Annotated in this window: 13 protein-coding genes; 3 read left to right on the plus strand and 10 right to left on the minus strand. The window is 62.0% G+C overall.

The genetic code is table 11. The annotated features are described in order from the left end of the window. Window positions 1-379: 379 nt before the first annotated feature. Both ACLKMW_RS00965 and ACLKMW_RS00970 read left to right on the plus strand, forming a co-directional pair. Entirely contained in the window at window positions 380-1,900 is a 1,521-nt protein-coding gene (locus tag ACLKMW_RS00965) for an APC family permease (RefSeq protein WP_415722498.1), read from the plus strand. A 9-nt stretch (window positions 1,901-1,909) separates the two neighbouring features. After that, complete coding sequence (locus tag ACLKMW_RS00970; RefSeq protein WP_415722499.1) at window positions 1,910-2,407, plus strand: universal stress protein; 498 nt, start codon at window positions 1,910-1,912, stop codon at window positions 2,405-2,407. Window positions 2,408-2,598: 191 nt separating this feature from the next. On the opposite strand, the gene ACLKMW_RS00975 is transcribed toward ACLKMW_RS00970, so the two are convergent. The 9 genes from ACLKMW_RS00975 to ACLKMW_RS01015 form a co-directional block, all read right to left on the minus strand. Then, window positions 2,599-2,997, minus strand: a complete 399-nt coding sequence (locus ACLKMW_RS00975; protein ID WP_415722500.1) for a hypothetical protein — start codon at window positions 2,995-2,997, stop codon at window positions 2,599-2,601. 168 nt (window positions 2,998-3,165) lie between these two features. Continuing rightward, entirely contained in the window at window positions 3,166-3,858 is a 693-nt protein-coding gene (locus ACLKMW_RS00980) for a response regulator (protein ID WP_415722501.1), read from the minus strand. After that, window positions 3,855-6,551 carry a DUF4118 domain-containing protein gene (locus ACLKMW_RS00985; RefSeq protein WP_415722502.1) on the minus strand — a complete coding sequence of 899 codons (2,697 nt, stop codon included), beginning with the start codon at window positions 6,549-6,551 and terminating at the stop codon, window positions 3,855-3,857. The genes ACLKMW_RS00980 and ACLKMW_RS00985 overlap by 4 nt, the downstream gene beginning before the upstream one ends. A 14-nt stretch (window positions 6,552-6,565) precedes the next feature. Continuing rightward, the gene (locus ACLKMW_RS00990; protein ID WP_415722503.1) at window positions 6,566-7,018 is read right to left on the minus strand and encodes a PTS sugar transporter subunit IIA; all 453 of its coding nucleotides are present in this window, start codon (window positions 7,016-7,018) and stop codon (window positions 6,566-6,568) included. 11 nt (window positions 7,019-7,029) lie between these two features. Continuing rightward, window positions 7,030-7,599, minus strand: a complete 570-nt coding sequence (gene kdpC / locus ACLKMW_RS00995) for a potassium-transporting ATPase subunit KdpC (protein WP_415722504.1) — start codon at window positions 7,597-7,599, stop codon at window positions 7,030-7,032. Window positions 7,600-7,608: 9 nt separating this feature from the next. Next, window positions 7,609-9,705: a potassium-transporting ATPase subunit KdpB gene (gene kdpB, locus ACLKMW_RS01000; protein ID WP_415722505.1), complete on the minus strand. Its 2,097-nt coding sequence runs from the start codon at window positions 9,703-9,705 to the stop codon at window positions 7,609-7,611. A gap of 23 nt (window positions 9,706-9,728) precedes the next feature. Continuing rightward, on the minus strand, window positions 9,729-11,432 hold the full coding sequence (kdpA, locus tag ACLKMW_RS01005; protein ID WP_415722506.1) for a potassium-transporting ATPase subunit KdpA: 1,704 nt from the start codon (window positions 11,430-11,432) through the stop codon (window positions 9,729-9,731). A 10-nt stretch (window positions 11,433-11,442) separates the two neighbouring features. Then, window positions 11,443-11,532, minus strand: coding sequence for a K(+)-transporting ATPase subunit F (gene kdpF / locus ACLKMW_RS01010; protein WP_415722507.1), 90 nt, complete (start codon window positions 11,530-11,532; stop codon window positions 11,443-11,445). 216 nt (window positions 11,533-11,748) lie between these two features. Beyond that, the gene (locus tag ACLKMW_RS01015; RefSeq protein ID WP_415722508.1) at window positions 11,749-14,349 is read right to left on the minus strand and encodes an ATP-dependent helicase; all 2,601 of its coding nucleotides are present in this window, start codon (window positions 14,347-14,349) and stop codon (window positions 11,749-11,751) included. A 161-nt stretch (window positions 14,350-14,510) separates the two neighbouring features. On the opposite strand from ACLKMW_RS01015, the gene ACLKMW_RS01020 reads away from it, so the two are divergent. Then, on the plus strand, window positions 14,511-15,386 hold the full coding sequence (locus ACLKMW_RS01020; RefSeq protein WP_415722509.1) for a dienelactone hydrolase family protein: 876 nt from the start codon (window positions 14,511-14,513) through the stop codon (window positions 15,384-15,386). 106 nt (window positions 15,387-15,492) lie between these two features. Here the strand turns inward: ACLKMW_RS01020 and ACLKMW_RS01025 are convergent, their stop codons facing one another. After that, window positions 15,493-15,696: a hypothetical protein gene (locus tag ACLKMW_RS01025; protein WP_415722510.1), complete on the minus strand. Its 204-nt coding sequence runs from the start codon at window positions 15,694-15,696 to the stop codon at window positions 15,493-15,495. Window positions 15,697-15,818: the final 122 nt, after the last annotated feature.

Here is a 15,818-nt window from a genome sequence, read left to right on the forward strand (position 1 = left end):
GCTTGGCCAGCTGCGAAGGGGCTGTGAGACTCGCCGCCTGAGACGCGCGCTTCGTAACTTCCAGTGAATCCATAGAAATTAGCAGGCAAGTTCCGGATTGATGCTGACGGTGAAAAAGAGGGCGTAAACCGCTGTTTACACGGCGAATTAAAATAGCCTGTTGACATGCCTTTGACCTTATGTCCCAACTAGAATGGGGAAAAATATTTTCCTACTGTGAATGGCGAGTCTGGCTGGATTCCGAGCGGGAAGTGCTCGGATGGCTGGATTCGTGCGCCCAGTCGAGAGGAGGACTTGATGGCTTCAATTACGGTTTCGACTGCACGACGACGTGTTTTCTTTACGGAACGGATCGTCAGCCTGGTGGAGGAGGCAAATCATGAGTGAGACTAAGTACGGGGCGATGGACGTCCTTGAGTACGAACAGGGAAATCTTCAGAGCGGGACAAACTGGTGGGGTGCGTTTGTCATCGGGCTCGCAGGAACTATTCTTGTAACTGGCGCCGCGCCGGCATTTCTGACGGTATTTGGCGCTTCTTATATTCCATTCATCACTTTTTTTACGCTGACCGGCGTTATATTGTGTCTCTTGCTGGCGGAACTGTCGGCAATGATGCCCGGACGAACCGGCGGCTCTCCCTCATATGCCTATCCGGCCTACAAGAATCGCTGGCCGCGACTGGCTCCGCACGTCAACGGCGTCACGGCCTGGATGTATTGGGTGGGCTGGATGCCTGTTGCCCCGCTTAACATGATCCTGGCGTCGTTCTACATCACCCATCTTTTCGGGCTGGATACCACAAGCGGCATCACGCCGGTCAGCACCTTCATCCCTTATTGGACGCTGGCAATCACGGCCGTCGGTCTGCTGATTCTATCGATTCCCGCCTATCTTGGCATTCGGTTCGGCACCTCGATGGCCACGCTGCTTGCCGTGTTGTCGATGATCCCGCTGACGTTCCTGTCGATCGGCTTCATCTTCAATCTCGACGCCGCGAACTGGAGCGAACTGGCCGGCTTCCCGCAACTCGACGGGACAAGCTTCTTCAGTGAGATAAACGGCTATCCCGCCTGGATGATGTATGTCGCATATGCGTTCCCGCTTCTCTGGACGGTGATCGCCTATGAGGCGGCAGCCTGTTATATCGGCGAGTGCAAGAACCCTGGGCGCGACGCCAAGATCGCGATGTCCCTTGAAGGCGGCTACGGCGTCTTCGTCTATACGATGTTGCCTATCTCGTTCGTTGTCGTGCTGGGCGCGCAGGCGATCTCCGATCCCGCTCTGGTTGACCCGAAGACGATGTTCGTCACCTTTGCCAGCAACATCTTCCCGGGTGTGGCCGGCGCTGCGATGGAATGGCTGATGGCGATCATGCTGATCATTGCCTTGGTGCTGTCGGCGCTCAACTCGCTGATGGGCTGCTCGCGGTCGCTCTATCAGATGTCGCTGGACGGTCAGTTCCCGCGCTTCTACCAGCATCTTAACAAGAACCACGTTCCGGACCGTGCGATGATGACCAACGTCGCCGCCAGCCTCGGAATCGCGTTCATGGGCGGTGCGATCGAGATTTATTCCTTCTCGAACGTGGGCTATCTCGGCTCGTTCGTTCCGGTGCTGATTGCGTATTATCTGCTGCGCAAGGATCGCCCGAACGTGCGTCGTCCCTTCAAGCTGCCGGAGTACTTCAAGTACATCGCGTTGGCATTGGCTGCCCTCTACTTCTTCGTATGGCTGGTCGGCGGCATAATTTACTCATACATTGGCGGTCAGGCGATCTATTATTTCCTCGGTATCGCTGCCACCTTCATGTATCTGCCGCTCTACTGGTACCGGAAGTGGGAAGACCGGCGTTCCGGTTTCGTGGACGACGCCTTGGCCACCTCGGCATCCAGCAACTGAGGTGAGAGCATGATCCGGAATCTGTTCGCACGATCGCGGCCGGCCGGTGATCCGCAGGCCGCCAAAAGGGTGCTGATCGCGTCCGAGGGCAGACGGTTCACGACCGAGGTGATCGACCTGGCGGTGCGCATGGTGCGCGCCGAGGGCGGGCATGTCCGGGTTCTGACTGTGGCGCGGCTTTGGGGGACAAGCTTCGGCTTGCCCAATCCCGGGCTGCGCCCCAGCAGGCGCGAGATGGCCGAGCAAGAAGACAATGTCTCCTGGGCCATCGGCCAGCTCGAGGATGCAGGGGTAAGTGCGGACGGACACATCGTCACCACGCGCCATCCCTCAAAGAGCATCCTGAACGAGGCGAAGCGCCAGAAGTGCGACGCCATCATAATGGGCGCCGACCCTCGCCGCCATTGGATCGTGCGCAGCATGATGTGGAGTCAGGAACCATATCGGGTAAGCGGGCGAACGCCCATCCCGGTTCACCTCGTATGCCCCTCATCAGGGCAACATTGACGAGCCGTGCGTCTTTTAAGGCGCGCCGGCACTTGAAGTTGCTGCATCGTGCTGTCCGAAAACGGGTCCAATTTTCGGGCCGATGCAGCCGGCCAACCGCGATGGAGCGTTTCCCCTAGCAACGCTCCATGTGAGCGGAAGGCGATCTGGCCGGCCCCACATATCGAGGCCGGCCTTTTTCTGCGTGCCTCTCATTCACATTTGTCGCCGACGGCGGCCATTGCGCGCTCGAACTGTGACTGATCCGCCAGCACTCGATCGATCTCTCTCGCACATCCATCGCCGGCTATATCCATGTCCTCGGCGCATCGGCGAAGACGTTCGGCACTTACGGCAAGTTCCTCCGATGCAATATCGGCTTCATCATAGGCATCGCCGCAATCCAGCGAGACCGTGCTTGTGGAGACTTGCTCGGCTGGGCGGACAAAGGCCACGGTTTTCGCATCCGGCGTGAATTTCGGCAAATCCGTCAGGTCACCTCCTGACCGTTCGACATGGGAATAGGTTCGATGGCAGTTCGCCTGCATATCGCCGCTCTCGGCCGGCAGCGATGCGGTCAGGACCAAAGCTCCCAGGACTTTCCACAGCATGGTTAGCTCTCGGAGGCAGACTGGAGACAATGCGCAAAATTACGCCACACATTTCGATGCCGACAGCTGCAATTCGGAATGAGCCAGTTCGGCAATAAAGCTGTGCCGCGGTAGACACTTACCACCGATGAACGAGCACTGAAGAACGACAAAACTCGCGCCTGCGCGTCACTCAGCCGTGCGAAGCCGGTAGCCGACACCTGTCTCTGTGACGATGTGCTGAGGCCGTTCGGGGTTTGCTTCGATCTTCTGCCTGAGCTGGCGGATGTAGATGCGCAGATACTGGATATCCGTCTCGCCGCCCCACACCTCGTTCAGCAGCATGCGGTGGGTGAGGACCTTTCCGGCATGGGCGACCAGCGCGCGCAGGATGTCGTATTCCTTCGGCGACAGCTTTACTTCGACTTCGCGCACCGTGACGATGCGGCGCACGAGGTCGACCGACAGGTCGCCGCTGCGAAAGACCGGCAGTTCCCCTTGCGATTGCAGGCGGTGGCGCAGCGCGGCTCTGATCCGCGCGAACAGCTCGTCGGCGCCGAAGGGCTTCGTCAGGTAGTCGTCGGCCCCGAGATCGAGAGCTTCGACCTTGCCCTGTTCGTCGGCCCTGCTGGAAAGCACCAGGATCGGCAGGGACGAGCCTTGCCGCCGCAGAGTATGAATCAGGTCCTGGCCCTGAATATCAGGCAGGCCGAGATCGAGGATGACCAGATCGGGCGCGGAGCTTTCGATTTCGGCGAGCGCCTGCCGGCCATTGGCGGCTTCGGTGACCTGAAACCCTTGCGCAGCGAGGCTGGTGCGCAGAAGGCGACGGATCGGCGGCTCGTCGTCGACGATCAGGATGCGGGTCGGAAGCGAGCTCATGATTCCGGCTCCAAATCCTCTGTTGCCGGCACCGGCAGCGTGATGGTGAACACGGCCCCCGAACGGTCGTCGCGATTGCCGCTTTCCATGGTGCCGCCCATCGCTTCGACGAAGCCCCGGCATATGGCAAGGCCGAGGCCGGTGCCGGCGCGCTGGCTGTCGGCCTTGCGGACGCGGTAGAATTTGTCGAACACGCGCGGCAGGTCCTCCGGTGGAATGCCACCGCCTTCGTCCAGTACCTGCAAATGCACGGCGGTGCCATCCCGCCAGCTCAGAATTCGGATGGTGGAGCCTGCCGGGGCGTATTTCGCCGCATTGTCGAGCAGATTGAACAACACCTGCTCGAACAGCACCGCGTCCAGCCGCAACATCGGCAGATCCGTGGCAAGCTCGGTTTCCACCCGGTGACCGGCCAGCATTTTTTCCGCTCGCCTCAGAACGCTGCCGACGACCTCGCCGACATAGGTAAGGCTCATGTTCGGCTCGACCGCGCCGGATTCGAGCCGGGTCATGTCGAGCAGGTTGGCGATGAACCGGTTGAGGCGTTCAGCCTCTTCCTGGATGGTCGACAGGAGGTCTTCCCGGGCGGCTGCATCGAGTCCGGAAAGGGACCTGAGGCTGCTTGCCGCGCCGAGAATGGAGGCAAGCGGGGTACGCAGGTCGTGCGAAATGGAGGTGAGCAGCGCGGAGCGAAGCCGGTCCTTTTCTGCCGCCCGTTCGGCCCGGTCTACGTCTTCGGCCAGATTGACCCGCTCTATCGCAAGCGCGGCCTGGTCGGTGAGGGCATCGAGCAGCCGCCTTTGGTCGGGATCGAGTATCGGGCCGGCTTTGTCGCTGTCGATGCCGATGACGGCAACAGGGCCGCGCCCGGTCCGCATGGGCAGAAACAGCCGCTGCGCGCCCGGCAGCGTATCGGCGCCACGCCCCGCCGGCCGGTTGCTTTCCCACGACCATTTCGCCGCTGCAAGGTCGGCCTGCTCGGCCACGTCCTCAGGCGGCCACGCCGCCTTGAGCGCGAGCGACCCATTGTCGGGAAGGAAAAGAACCACGCGGACCCTCAGCATCGAGGCAACCTGCGAAGCCGTGACCCAGAGCAAATCATCCAGCGATGCGGTTGCGGCGAGTTTGCGGCTGAACAGATAAAGGTCCTCGGTGGTCTTGGCGCGCCTGCGAGCAACCATGGCCTGCCGCCGCACATTGGCGGTGAGATTGCTGGCGATCAGGGCGACGACAAGGAAGAAGAACAGGGCGACGACGTTTTCCGGGTCGGAAATAGTGACGCTGTAATAGGGCGGCAGAAAGAAGACGTTGAACGCCAGGACGCTGAGCAGGCTGGTGAAAATTGCCGGCCACAGGCCATAGGCCACGGCGCTGACCAGAACCGCCGTCAGGAAAACCAGGGCTATGTTCTGGACCTCGAGTATTCTGGTGAGGAACAAGCCAAGGCCAAGTGCTGCGACCACAAGCCCGCTGCCGGCCAGATAAGAGTTGATTTCCAGGCTGGGCGAGGTCTTGCGGGTGGCGACGGTTTTGGCCGGGATCGTCTCGTATTCCTCGCCGGTGACAACATGCACCGCGATGTTGCCGGCCGATCGGACGATCTCGTAGGTGACCGACCCGAACAGCATCTCGTGAAGGCGGGAGCGCTTGGTGCGCCCGATAACCAGATGGCTGAAATTGTTCGCTTCGGCATAGCGGATGATGTCGGTTGCCAATTCGCTTCCGGGGATCGTCACGGCCTGCCCGCCGAGTTTTTCAACAAGACGCATCGCATCGGCAATGCGGTCGCGCTCGGCCTCCGAAAGGCGCAGCGCATGCGCGGTTTCAACGTAAAGTGCGACCCAGGGAGCGCGCAGCCGCTCGGCGAGGCGACGCGCATAGCGCAGCAATGCCTGGGCCTTGGGGTGCTCATTGACGACGACGAGCACACGGTCGCCGGCGGCCCATGGTCCTGAAATCGCATGCACCTGCATATGGGTGAGGAGCTGCTGGTCGACGCGCTGCGCGGTGCGTCTCAAGGCCAGTTCGCGCAATGCCGTCAGATTGCCGGGCGAGAAATAGTGGGTGAGGGCGCGCTGCGCCGTCTTCGGCACATAGACCTTGCCCTCCTTGAGGCGCTGGATCAGGTCGCCGGGTGTTATGTCGATGACTTCGATCTCGTCGGCGCGGTCGATGAAGGCATCGGGCACCGTCTCGCGCACACGAATCCGTGTGATCTGGGCGACTACGTCGTTGAGGCTTTCCAGATGCTGGATGTTGACCGTCGTATAGACGTCAATGCCGGCGGCAAGCAGATCCTCGACATCCATATAGCGCTTGGGATGCCGGCTTCCTTCCGCGTTGGTGTGCGCCAGCTCGTCGACCAGCACCAGTTGCGGCGCTCGATCGAGGATGGCGTCAAGATCCATTTCCTCCAGAACACGGCCCTTGTAGTCGAGGCGCCTGCGCGGCACGACCTCGAACCCCTCGACCAGAGCCTGCGTTTCCTCGCGCCCATGGGTTTCAACGATGCCGATTACGACGTCGACGCCGTCGCGCCGACGCGTGGCTGCGCTCAGCAGCATCTCGTAGGTTTTTCCGACGCCAGGCGCCGCCCCCAGAAAAACCTTCAGATGACCGCGTGCTTCCCGCGACGCTTCTTCCAGAAGCGCTTCGGGAGAAGGACGTTTGTCCTTTGCGGTCTGGTCGGACATTGCTTGTGCCAGGCTCAGCCTGCCTCAATCAGAACGGAATACAGATCGGCCCTGTTCCTCGCCAATCGCAGCTTTGCCAGGGTTTCGGGATTTCGCAAGGTGCGGCAGGCACTGGCCAGCGCCTCCAGGGGCTCCGCCGCCGCGCCATAATTCCCGATGATCGCGCAGATCAGGTCGACCGGCTGTTCGTCGCTGGCCTCGAAATCCACCGGACGGGCAAGCCGCAGAAAAGCCATGTGGGTGCGGGCGAGGCCGGAAATGCGTGCATGCGGCACCGCCACCCCGCGCCCGAAGCCGGTCGAGCCCAAATTCTCACGATCGATCAGAGCCATGAATATCCGGGATTCCGGCAGGCCCGAGGAGGCGGCGAGCAGTTTCGCGGCTTCCAGCAGCGCGTGCCTCTTCGCTGTCGCACTGACATCGACGGCGATGTTCTCCGGCCGGATCAACTCGGCTATTCTAAGCATCGCAACGGCCCTCATCGCGTCGCTTCGGCATCGAGCGCCAGATTGAGGCGCAATATGTTGACCTGCGGCTCGCCGAGCACCCCCAATGTCCGTTCCTCGATGTGTGCGGCCACGATCTCGCTGAGGCGGTCTTCGGAGATGCCACGCGCCTTGGCGACGCGCGGCACCTGGAACAGTGCGGCTTGAGGCGAGACGTGCGGGTCGAGGCCGCTGCCTGAAGCGGTGACGAGATCGACCGGTATGGGTGCCGCCGGGTTCTCCTTCTTCAGCGCTTCGACATTGGCGGTGACACGCTCGATCAGCTTTGCACTGGTCGGGCCGAGGTTGGAGCCGCCGGAAGCAGCCGCGTCATAACCAGCGCCGGCGGCGGAGGGGCGGGGGTGGAAATACCGCTCTCCAACGAAGGGCTGGCCGATGAGTTCCGAACCGATCACCCGACCGTCTCGTTCTATGAGGCTGCCATTGGCCTGATTTGAAAAGAGCGCCTGTGCGATGCCGGTGACGGCGAGCGGATAGGCAAGGCCGGTAATGAGCGTCAGCGCGGTGATCATGGTCAGGGCAGGGCGAAATTGTTTGAGCATGTTGGTCTCCTACGCAAGACCGACGGCGGTGATCGCCACGTCGATCGCCTTGATGCCGACGAACGGGATGACGATGCCGCCAAGGCCGTAGACCAGAAGGTTTCGGCGCAGCAGCGCGCTGGCGCCGATTGCCCGGTATTTCACGCCCTTGAGCGCCAGCGGGATGAGCGCCACGATGATGAGCGCGTTGAAGATGGTCGCCGAAAGGATCGCGCTTTCCGGGGTTTCAAGCCGCATGATGTTGAGGGTCTGGAGTTGCGGATAGAAGGCGACGAACATCGCAGGGATGATGGCGAAATATTTGGCCACGTCGTTGGCAATGGAAAACGTCGTCAGGGAGCCGCGCGTCATCAGCAGTTGCTTGCCGATCTCGACGATTTCAATGAGCTTGGTCGGATCGCTGTCGAGATCGACCATGTTGCCGGCCTCGCGCGCGGCAATAGTGCCGGTGTTCATGGCGACGCCGACATCGGCCTGGGCAAGGGCGGGCGCATCGTTGGTGCCGTCGCCGCACATGGCGACGAGCTTGCCCATCGCCTGCTCGTTGCGGATGAGCTGGAGCTTGTTTTCGGGCGTCGCCTGAGCGAGGAAATCGTCGACGCCGGCCTCTGCGGCGATCGCCGCGGCAGTCATCGGGTTGTCGCCGGTGATCATCACCGTGCGGATACCCATGCGGCGAAGCTCGGAAAAGCGCTCGCGGATGCCGCCCTTGACGACATCCTTGAGATGGATGACTCCGAGCAAGCGGCCATCGCGCACCACCGCAAGCGGGGTGCCGCCGCTCTTGGCGATCCGCTCGGCGACCCCCTGTATTTCGCGCACGCTTTCGGCATTCACACCAGGACGAAGTGAACGGACGGCGGTGCCGCGCGCCGCAACGGCCGGCGCCACGCCGACATGAGCAAGGACCGCGTCTATGGCGCCCTTGCGGATGGAACTGCCCTCCATATCGACGCCGCTCATCCGGGTCTGGGCGGTGAACGGCACGAAATGGGCGTGCAACTGGCCCATGTCGCGTGCGCGAATGCCATATTTCTCCTTGGCAAGCACGACGATGGAGCGGCCTTCCGGGGTCTCGTCGGCCAGCGAGGCAAGCTGGGCTGCATCGGCAAGTTCACGCTCGTCGACACCGCTCACGGCCAGGAACTCCGTCGCCTGCCGGTTGCCGAGCGTGATCGTGCCGGTCTTGTCGAGAAGCAGGGTGTCGACATCGCCTGCCGCCTCAACGGCCCGGCCCGACATGGCAAGCACATTGAAGCGCACCAGGCGGTCCATGCCGGCGATACCGATCGCCGAAAGAAGCGCGCCGATGGTGGTGGGGATCAGCGTCACGAACAGGGCGGCCAGAACGACGACCGGTATCGATCCGCCCGCATAACTCGCAAAGCTCGGAATGGTCGCGACGGCCAGCACGAAGATGAGGGTGATGCCGGCAAGCGATATGTTGAGGGCGATTTCGTTTGGCGTTTTCTGCCGCTGGGCGCCTTCGACGAGACTGATCATGTGATCGAGGAAGGTCGAGCCGGCCGCGGCCGTGATGCGCACCTTGATCTGGTCGGAGAGCACCTGGGTGCCGCCGGTGACCGCCGAACGGTCTCCGCCGGATTCGCGGATGACCGGGGCCGATTCGCCGGTGATGGCCGCCTCGTTGACGGAAGCGACGCCCTCGATCACCTCGCCGTCGGACGGGATGATCTCACCGGCTTCAACCACGACGATATCGCCGATCTTAAGGCTGGTCGCCGGCACCACCTCATAGTTCGCATGGCCATCGGGCGACAGAAGCTTGGCGTCGGTTTCGGTGCGGGTGCGGCGCAGCGCATCGGCCTGCGCCTTGCCGCGGCCTTCCGCGACGGCCTCGGCAAAGTTGGCGAACAAAAGCGTGAACCACAGCCAAAGGATGATCTGGAAGGAAAAGGCGAGATTGTCGCCGCCGGCGACGAGATCACGCAGCAAAAGCAGCGTGGTCAGGATGGCCACAGTCTCAACCACGAACATGACTGAATTGCGGAGCTGGCGGCGCGGGTCGAGCTTGGCGAATGCCGAGCCAACAGCCGGCCAAAGGATATCGCCGCTGAAAAGATCGATTTTGGCGGAACGAGCCATTTGAAGTGTTTCCTTGTCGGAAATCAGAAGGATTGGCCGGCGACCATCGCCAGATGTTCGACGATGGGGCCGAGTGCGAGAGCGGGCAGGAAGGTGAGCCCACCAACGATCAGCACCACGCCGACCAGAAGACCGACGAAAAGACCGCCATGGGTGGGGAATGTTCCGACCGATGCCGGCACGGTTTTCTTGGCGGCGAGCGAACCGGCGATCGCCAGCACAGGTACGATAATGAGAAAACGACCCATCAGCATGGCGAGGCCGATCGTCACATTGTACCAGGGCGTGTTGGCGGAGAGCCCGGCAAAGGCGCTGCCGTTGTTGGCCGCTCCCGAGGTGTAGGCGTAGAGAATCTCAGAGAAGCCATGCGGGCCCTGATTGGCGAGCGAGGCAAGACCCGCCGGCAGCACGACGGCCATTGCGGTGAAGCCAAGCATGGCCAGCGGCAGCGACAGGATAGCGAGCATGGTCATCTTCACTTCCTTGGCCTCGAACTTCTTGCCGAGATATTCGGGCGTGCGGCCAACCATCAGCCCGGCGATGAAAATCGCCAGGATGACGAAGAGCAGCATTCCATAGAGGCCGGCACCGACGCCGCCGATAATCACTTCGCCGAGCTGCATATTGACCAGCGGGATCATGCCGCCGAGCGGCATGAAGCTGTCATGCATGGCATTAACCGCGCCGCAGGATGCCGCCGTGGTGACCACCGCAAACAGTGCCGACAGGGCAATGCCGAAGCGCACCTCCTTGCCTTCCATGTTGCCGCCATCCACGCCAAGTGCGGCGAAGGCCGGATTGCCGGCGGCTTCGGCCCAATAGGCCACCGACACGCCAACGATGAACAGCACGCCCATGGCGGCGAGGATCGCCCAGCCCTGCCGCTGATCACCGACCATGCGGCCGAACACGTTGGTCAGCGCCGCGCCAAGGGCGAAAATCGACACCATCTGCACAAGGTTGGTGATTGCGTTCGGGTTCTCGAACGGATGCGCGGAATTGGCGTTAAAGAAGCCGCCGCCATTTGTACCCAGCATCTTGATCGCCAGTTGCGAGGCAACCGGGCCGACGGCGATCGTCTGCCTGCCGCCCTCGAGGGTGGTCGCATCCACATAAGCCGAAAGTGTCTGCGGCACGCCCTGAAACACCAGGAACAGCGCACAGATCAGCGAGATCGGCAGCAGGATGTAGAGCGTGCCGCGTGTCAGGTCAGTCCAGAAATTGCCCACGCTGCGCGCCGACGCGCGCGAGAACCCGCGGATCAGCGCCATGGCGACGGCAATGCCGGTCGCGGCTGAAACGAAGTTCTGTACCGTCAGGCCGGCCATTTGCACGAGATAGCCCATCGTGCTCTCGCCGCCATAGCCTTGCCAATTGGTATTGGTGACGAAGCTGACGGCGGTATTGAAGGCAGAATCCGGCGACACTGCGCCCATTTCCATCGGGTTGAGCGGCAGCACCCCTTGCAGGCGCTGCAGCAGGAAGAGAACCACGAAACCAGCCGCGTTGAAGAACAGCATCGCCACCGCATAGGTAAGCCAGTGCTGCTCCTGGCGCTCGTCGACGCCGGCCATGTTGTAGAGCCCGTGTTCCATGGGGCGCAGGACGGGCGAGAGAAGCGTGCGCTCGCCTTCGAACACGCGCGTCATGTACCAGCCGAGCGGCTTCACCAGCGCAGCCACGATCGCGCAGAAGACCAGGATTTGAATCCAGCCATTGATGGTCATCGGAAAAGCCTCAGAACCGTTCGGGACGAACGAGCGCATAGACGAGATAGAAAAGGATGAGCGCGGCCACGATGCCGCCCAGTGCGTAGTCGAAAATCATCGCCGGCTCCTCACAGCCTGTCGCAGGCCATGCCATAGAGCCCGGCCAGGGCGAAGAAGCCGAGGCCGATTGCAAGCATCGTCATGTCGAGCATTGAGCCGTTCTCCGGATGTGCTTTCACAGCCGGAGAATGGGCGGAATCGGCATATAAATTCGAGATGCCCCGAAGCGGACGGTTATAGGAATCTCATATATGGATGACGGCTGGCGTCGGCCTCAGGCCGCCGAGACGAAGCCGTCGAGCACACGCTTCTGGCCGGCCTTGTCGAAGTCGATGGTGAGCTTGTTTCCGTCGATTGCCGCGATGTTGCCGTTGCCGAATTTCTGATGGAACACGCGGTCTCCAACCGAAAACGGCGACGGCTCGGTGGAAACCGATTTGGCGACCAGTTCGCCGTCGATGGTGCGGGATTTGACGGAGCCGCGACCGGCGCCATAGCCGCTGTCGGTTTCGCCATAGCCGATGCGCTCGACGGCATGGCCGGAGCGGGAGCCCCAGTTTCGGTCCGTCGCCTCGGTGCGGTTCGCCTGCGCGCGTTGCCAGCCGGGGGTGGCATAAGTGTTGGAGAAGGCGCCGGCGCCAGCCTTGTCGAAGCGCGAGGCACCATAGGGGTTCTGCCGGCCGCCGCCGCCATAGCCGCCGTAGGACTGTCCGCTATCTGCCACCTCGACATGGGCTTCAGGTAGCTCGTCGAGAAAGCGCGAGGGGATGGTGGACTGCCACAGGCCGTGGATGCGGCGGTTGGAGACGAACCAGATGTGCAGGTTCTTCTTGGCACGCGTCAGGCCGACATAGGCGAGACGCCGTTCCTCCTCCAGCCCCGACCGGCCGCCTTCGTCCAGCGAACGCTGGTGCGGGAACAGCCCTTCCTCCCAGCCCGGAAGAAAAACGGTCTCGAATTCCAGACCCTTGGCCGAATGCAGCGTCATGATGCTTACCGCATCGAGATCCTCGTTCTGCTCGCTGTCCATCACCAGCGCAACGTGCTCCAGGAACGATCGCAGCGATTCGTACTCTTCCATGGAGCGGATCAGCTCCTTGAGGTTTTCGAGCCGACCGGGCGCCTCGGCCGAGCGGTCGTTCTTCCACATGTCGGTGTAGCCGGACTCGTCTAGTATGGTCGCGGCAAGCTCGGTGTGCGGCGTGGTTTCGAGGGCCGCCTGCCAGCGCGCGAAATTGGCGGCAACCTCACGCAGTGCCGCACGCGGCTTCGGCTTCAACTCGTCGCTTTCAGCGAGTTTCTCGGCAGCCGCCAGCATCGGGATGCGCAAAGCTCGCGCCGTGTCGTGAACCTGGCGGATCGCCGCCTCGCCAAGGCCGCGCTTGGGCACGTTGACGATGCGCTCGAAGGCCAGATCGTCGGCTGGTTGCGCCACCACGCGCAGATAAGCCATCGCATCGCGAATCTCCTGGCGCTCGTAAAAGCGGGGGCCGCCGATGACGCGGTAGTTCAGACCGAGCGTGACGAAGCGATCCTCGAATTCGCGCATCTGGAAGGAAGCGCGGACTAGGATCGCCATGTCGTTCAGATTGTGCTTCTGGCGCTGCAACTGCTCGATCGTCTCGCCGACGGCGCGGGCTTCCTCTTCGGAGTCCCAGGCGGCGTGGACATTGACCTTGGTATCGTCCGGATCGGGCCGGTCGGTGAACAGTGTCTTGCCGAGACGGCCCTCATTGTGGGCGATGAGGTGGGAAGCGGCTCCGAGGATGTGGGCTGTCGAGCGATAATTGCGCTCCAGCCTTATGACGGTCGCACCGGGAAAATCCTTGTCGAAACGCAGAATGTTGTCGACCTCGGCGCCGCGCCAGCCATAGATCGACTGGTCGTCGTCGCCAACGCAGCAGATGTTGACTTTGTTTTCGCTCACGGGCCGTTCCGCGCCTGACGGCGATGGCCCTCCGCGGGGGCCCCGCACCGGCTCGGACGCCCTGTCGGGCTCGCGGCTTTCGGCCGCAGGATGCGATTGCTTCGGCCGCTGCGCCAAAAGCCGCAGCCACATATATTGGGCGGTGTTGGTGTCCTGATACTCGTCGACGAGAATATATTTGAACTTGCGATGATATTCGGCCAGCACGTCATGGTGCTGGCGGAAAATGCGGATCGGATGACACAGGAGGTCGCCGAAATCGCAGGCGTTGAGGGTGATCAGCCGCTCCTGATAGGCCTGGTAGAGCTGGCGGCCCTTGCCGTTGGCGAAGGCGCGAGCGTCGCCTTCCGGGATTTCCGACGGGCCAAGGCCCTTGTTCTTCCAGCCGTCGATCATCATGGCAAACTGCCGCGCCGGCCAGCGCTTGTCGTCGAGCCCTTCGGCCTGGATGAGTTGCTTGATCAGGCGGATGACATCGTCGGTGTCGAGAATTGTGAAGCCGGACTTCAGCCCGGCAAGCTCGGCGTGGCGGCGCAGGATCTTCACGCCGATCGAATGGAAGGTGCCGAGCCAGGGCATGCCCTCGATCGCCTCGCCGACCAGCAGGCCGACGCGGTTCTTCATTTCGCGCGCCGCCTTGTTGGTGAAGGTGACAGCGAGAATCTGCGAAGGAAAGGCGCGGCCGGTCGCCAATATGTGCGCGATGCGCGTGGTGAGCACGCGCGTCTTGCCGGTGCCGGCGCCGGCAAGCACCAGAACCGGGCCTTCCGTGGTTTCGACGGCTAGACGCTGCTCCTCGTTCAAGCCGCTCAGATAGTCGGGTGCTTGCGGCCGCCGCGCGGCCATGGCACGCGCGGCAATACCGGACGGCGCGCCGGCCGGTGCAGGCGCACCGCGTGGAGACGGCTCCTCGTCGAAAAAGGGTATGTCGTCGGGAAAGTCTGACATCAGCTTGGAATGTAGTGATTCGGCACCGAAAGACCAGCAGTGTTGCGGTTTTGTGCTCGCCGCGTCGATTTATGTGCGATGGCCGCTTCACCGATCCTTGACTGGACCGTCGAGGTCGAGCGCCTATCCTCTTCGGATGTCGAAATGTTGGGAGGAGCGAGATGACCGAACTGCATATCACGCAAGCGATGATCGACGCCTATGACGAATATACGCATCTGTCGCTGGACCGGCGCAAATTCATGGACAAGCTGACCAGGCTCGCCGGTTCCGGGGCGGCCGCGGCCGCGATTGCGCCGCTGCTGGCTGCCAATGCGGCACATGCAGCCATGATTGCCGAAGACGATGCGCGGCTGAAGGCCGAGGACATCACCTATCCAGGTGCGAAGGGCGACGTGAAAGCCTATCTGGTGCGGCCGGCCGACCAAAGTGGCAAGCTTGGCGCGGTCATCGTCATTCATGAAAACCGCGGTCTGAACAACCATATCCGCGATGTCGCCCGGCGCATCGCGCTCGAAGGTTTCCTGGCGCTTGCGCCCGATTTCCTGTCGCCGCTCGGCGGCACACCGGCCGATGAAGATGCGGCGCGCGACATGTTCAAAGAGCTTGATGCCGGCCAGACGATCGCCAACGGCGTTGCGACGGTCGCTTTCCTCAAAGAGCACGAGAGCAGCAATGGCAAGGTCGGCGCGGTCGGCTTCTGCTGGGGAGGCGGCGCGGTGAACGATCTCGCCGTCAACGCGCCGGATCTCAGCGCCGGCGTCGCCTATTACGGCCGACAGGCTGAGGCAGAGGATGTGGCGAAGATCAAGGCGCCGCTGCTCTTGCACTATGCCGGCCGCGACGAGCGCATCAATGCCGGCATCGACGCCTATAAGGCGGCGCTCGAGGCGGCCGGCAAGGAGTTTACGGTCTATGTTTATGAGGGGGCGCAGCACGCCTTCAACAACGATACGTCGGAAGCCCGCTACGATGCTCAGGCGGCGGGTCTTGCCTGGGAACGAACGATAGCGTTCTTCAAGGAGAAACTGGCGTAACCGGTTGCGGATACCCGGGGCTGTTGGTTAACGCAATCTCCTGGACTCGCATCCGCTGCAATGCGGCTGGAAAGCGTCTGGCAGTGGCCAGCCGGCGAAAACTGAATCAAATATTATTTGGGCGCCTCTTGTTCCGGGCAGTCTTCAGGATGGCGCGCGCATAGATCATCTTCATCGGAATAGGTTCGCGAAGACGTTCTATGCGATAAAGCTCGTTATTTATTGTCTTCAGCGCACGCCAGAAGTCGTAATCACTGAGCGTATGGTCGGACGCCAGGCGGCTGGACATCTGAGCGACATCTATTTTCATTCCAGTCCTCCGAACGGCGCCGCCCGTCGCCGATCCGATATTGAGTCGTCGAGACTGGGATTGTGGCCCTGACCGGGCCGATTTCAAGCGGCCCCGATGCGTCAAACTGTGCAAAAACCCTT

It is taken from the genome of Borborobacter xinjiangensis (assembly GCF_047739745.1).
Classification (GTDB): domain Bacteria; phylum Pseudomonadota; class Alphaproteobacteria; order Rhizobiales; family Rhizobiaceae; genus Pseudaminobacter.

What these genes read in the sequence shown, in the direction of transcription:
- ACLKMW_RS00965 (WP_415722498.1), top strand. Translation starts at nt 380, where the DNA reads ATGAGTGAGACTAAGTACGGGGCGATGGACGTCCTTGAGTACGAACAG.
- ACLKMW_RS00970 (WP_415722499.1), top strand. Translation starts at nt 1,910, where the DNA reads ATGATCCGGAATCTGTTCGCACGATCGCGGCCGGCCGGTGATCCGCAG.
- ACLKMW_RS00975 (WP_415722500.1), bottom strand. Translation starts at nt 2,997, where the DNA reads ATGCTGTGGAAAGTCCTGGGAGCTTTGGTCCTGACCGCATCGCTGCCG.
- ACLKMW_RS00980 (WP_415722501.1), bottom strand. Translation starts at nt 3,858, where the DNA reads ATGAGCTCGCTTCCGACCCGCATCCTGATCGTCGACGACGAGCCGCCG.
- ACLKMW_RS00985 (WP_415722502.1), bottom strand. Translation starts at nt 6,551, where the DNA reads ATGTCCGACCAGACCGCAAAGGACAAACGTCCTTCTCCCGAAGCGCTT.
- ACLKMW_RS00990 (WP_415722503.1), bottom strand. Translation starts at nt 7,018, where the DNA reads ATGCTTAGAATAGCCGAGTTGATCCGGCCGGAGAACATCGCCGTCGAT.
- kdpC (WP_415722504.1), bottom strand. Translation starts at nt 7,599, where the DNA reads ATGCTCAAACAATTTCGCCCTGCCCTGACCATGATCACCGCGCTGACG.
- kdpB (WP_415722505.1), bottom strand. Translation starts at nt 9,705, where the DNA reads ATGGCTCGTTCCGCCAAAATCGATCTTTTCAGCGGCGATATCCTTTGG.
- kdpA (WP_415722506.1), bottom strand. Translation starts at nt 11,432, where the DNA reads ATGACCATCAATGGCTGGATTCAAATCCTGGTCTTCTGCGCGATCGTG.
- kdpF (WP_415722507.1), bottom strand. Translation starts at nt 11,532, where the DNA reads ATGATTTTCGACTACGCACTGGGCGGCATCGTGGCCGCGCTCATCCTT.
- ACLKMW_RS01015 (WP_415722508.1), bottom strand. Translation starts at nt 14,349, where the DNA reads ATGTCAGACTTTCCCGACGACATACCCTTTTTCGACGAGGAGCCGTCT.
- ACLKMW_RS01020 (WP_415722509.1), top strand. Translation starts at nt 14,511, where the DNA reads ATGACCGAACTGCATATCACGCAAGCGATGATCGACGCCTATGACGAA.
- ACLKMW_RS01025 (WP_415722510.1), bottom strand. Translation starts at nt 15,696, where the DNA reads ATGAAAATAGATGTCGCTCAGATGTCCAGCCGCCTGGCGTCCGACCAT.